Genomic DNA, 2,819 nt, shown 5'->3' with positions numbered 1-2,819 from the left:
GACCCTCTGATTAATCCCGCACGTGCGGGACTCTAACCGGCTGAGCTAAAAATGTTTCAAAATAGTCTTTAAACAAAAAAGCCACAACTTTCATTGTGGCTTTTAAAGCTCCTTCTGCTGGGCTCGAACCAGCGACCCTCTGATTAACAGTCAGATGCTCTAACCGGCTGAGCTAAGAAGGAATCCGGCTATCCAAAAAAACAGGTTTCTTTAAGCTTTTCAGCAAACATCCACTTGTTCGTTTTGGGAATGCAATATTAGGGCTTTTAAATTATTTATGCAATATTTGCAGTGAAAAAATTTAGAAAAAAAATTAATACAAAGATATGAGCCTGATAATCATAGGTACTGTAGCTTTTGATGCTATTGAAACTCCTTTCGGAAAAACGGATAAAATTGTTGGTGGGGCAGCAACCTACGCAAGTTTAGCTGCTTCTTACTTTTATAATAAAGCAAAAATTGTAGCAGTTGTTGGTGATGATTTCCATCAATCAGATATCGATACCTTTACCAACCACGGCATTGATACCGAAGGATTACAGATTAAAGCAGGTGAAAAATCATTTTTCTGGTCGGGAAAATACCATAACGACATGAACAGTCGTGATACTTTGATCACTGAATTAAACGTATTGGAAAACTTTGATCCGATTATCCCTGAAAGCTATCAGGACTGCGAATACCTCATGTTGGGCAACTTAACCCCACAGGTACAGCAAACGGTAATTAAACGTCTTAAAAACCGCCCGAAACTGATCGTAATGGATACCATGAATTTCTGGATGGACATTATGATGGACGATTTATTGGAAACCATTAAACTTGTTGATGTATTAACTATTAACGATGCAGAAGCACGTCAGTTATCGGGCGAATACTCGTTGGTTAAAGCTGCTAAAAAAATCCTTGCCATGGGTCCTAAGTACCTGATCATTAAAAAAGGTGAACATGGTGCTTTATTGTTCAGTGGTGATGAGATTTTCTCTGCCCCTGCTTTACCTTTGGCCGAAGTATTCGATCCAACCGGAGCAGGCGATACTTTTGCTGGTGGTTTTATTGGTTATTTAGCTAAAGTGGGCACCATCAACTTCAATAACATGAAAAATGCGATCATTTACGGTTCTGCATTGGCATCTTTCTGCGTAGAAAAATTCGGAACAGAAAAATTGTTAAACTTAACCGAAGAAGAAGTTGCCGCAAGGATCCAACAATTTGTAAATTTAAGTGCATTTACGATAGAAGCTTAGTCAATTTTCTTTGGCAGTTTTTAGTTAGCAGTTAACTTTAATTAACTAAACGAACCGCAGGTTTAGAGATGAATTTCTTATAAACCTGCGTTTTTTTTTATGACTTACACTCCGTGTAATGCGATCGTCATGCTATAAAGACCCTGAAATGAATTCAGGGTGACGAAAACAATATAAAAGTCGTAAACTGACAATTATTCTAAAACCCTACCGCTGCAGGCTGTCTGTTCCTCAAATTAATAACCGTTCTGCTGATTACTGGCTGCAGGGCGACAAGCATAATCGATAACAGACAGAGTACCGCAATCCATTCGTAATAGCTTACACAGAACTGCAAAAAAGTCTGTTTTTGCACTGCTTTATTGAGCAAACCAATTGCGGCTTTACCAGCTTCATCACGGGGCATCCCCCTGCTGCTCAATGCAGCCTGATACATTTTCAATCTTTCCGGCAGGTTAAAATCGAGTAAAGTAAGACTACTCCGCAGCTCATCATTATGTTTCCCTTTAAAATATAACTGATAGAAATTAATAAAGGCTAAACTCAGGCTAAAGGTCGAAAAGCGAACAAAAATACCTACAGAAGACGCCGATTGGCTCATATTTTCGGGTACCGAGGACATAATAAACATTACAATGGGCGACATTACCATCCCTGCGCCCACACCCTGCATAAATAAAGGCAGGTAAAAATTAGCTGTGCCGGCTTCGGTAGCGAACAACTGGCACATCCACAAAAAGAACACAAAAAGAAATACAAACCCAGTTACCCACAGCACCCTTAAATGTTTCTGGCGCACCATAAAACGGATGGCAATGATGGAACCCACCACTACCCCGGCGATATTAAAAATCATCATTTCGTTGGCATGTAGCGAATCCATACCCAAAACGGTGATAAAATAAGAAGAAGTTAAACCAAAAGCCCCGCGGATGATATACAAGATCACCAAAAAAACAATCCCAATGGCAAAATTCCTCGATTTAAACACAGCCAAATCTACCGCCGGTCTTTTCAATGTACGCTGCCGGGCTATAGAAACCACAAACAGGAACAGAATGGCTAATATGGAATAAACAATGCTTTCGTCATCCAGCCAGTCGTACTCCTGTCCATAAACCAATACGTAGGCAATAAACACCAACATGGTAGAGAAAAGTACAAAACTCATCCAATCTATTTTATAAAGCGGCGTTTTGCGTAAAACATGTACCCGGTTCATTACACTGAAAAGCAGAATTGCACTTGGCAAAAAACAGAATATAATGGCCTTATAAATCACATTATATTCATAGTTTTCTACAATCGGCACCGAAAATAATGCGGTAAGGGGCGATACACAAAGGATCATGCCATAAAAAATGGTATAACCGGTTTCTTTTGCATGTTCTGATTTTAAGCGGCTAAAAAGCAAATTAAGCGAAATGCTTGTTAATCCACAGTTTACAATGCCCTGCAAAAAACGAAGGGTAAAAATCAACCAGATTTCGCGTGTATGGTAACACCAATAGGCAATTACGATTTCTAAAATAATACAAATCAGCAGGTAATCTTTCGTAACCACCCTGGCGA

Annotated in this window: 2 protein-coding genes and 1 tRNA gene; 1 reads left to right on the top strand and 2 read right to left on the bottom strand. The window is 39.4% G+C overall.

Features of this window, described 5'->3' with window-relative positions; genetic code table 11:
- Positions 1-108 precede the first annotated feature (108 nt).
- Positions 109-182, bottom strand: a tRNA-Asn gene (locus B2V92_RS06585).
- Positions 183-326: 144 nt separating this feature from the next.
- Between B2V92_RS06585 and B2V92_RS06580 the strand changes: the two genes are divergently transcribed.
- Complete coding sequence (locus B2V92_RS06580) at positions 327-1,247, top strand: PfkB family carbohydrate kinase (protein WP_293306011.1); 921 nt, start codon at positions 327-329, stop codon at positions 1,245-1,247.
- Between the two features lie 199 nt (positions 1,248-1,446).
- On the opposite strand, the gene B2V92_RS06575 is transcribed toward B2V92_RS06580, so the two are convergent.
- Positions 1,447-2,819: MFS transporter (locus tag B2V92_RS06575; RefSeq protein ID WP_293306009.1), on the bottom strand; the 1,373-nt coding region annotated here is incomplete at its 5' end.

It is taken from the genome of Pedobacter sp. UBA5917 (genome assembly GCF_002432345.1).
In the GTDB taxonomy this organism is placed as follows: Bacteria; Bacteroidota; Bacteroidia; order Sphingobacteriales; family Sphingobacteriaceae; genus Pedobacter.
Note: the sequence above shows the minus strand (reverse complement) of the source record. Positions and strands in the feature narration are given on the sequence as shown.

Coding starts and splice junctions, on each gene's coding strand:
- B2V92_RS06580 (WP_293306011.1), top strand. CDS start 327: ATGAGCCTGATAATCATAGGTACTGTAGCTTTTGATGCTATTGAAACT.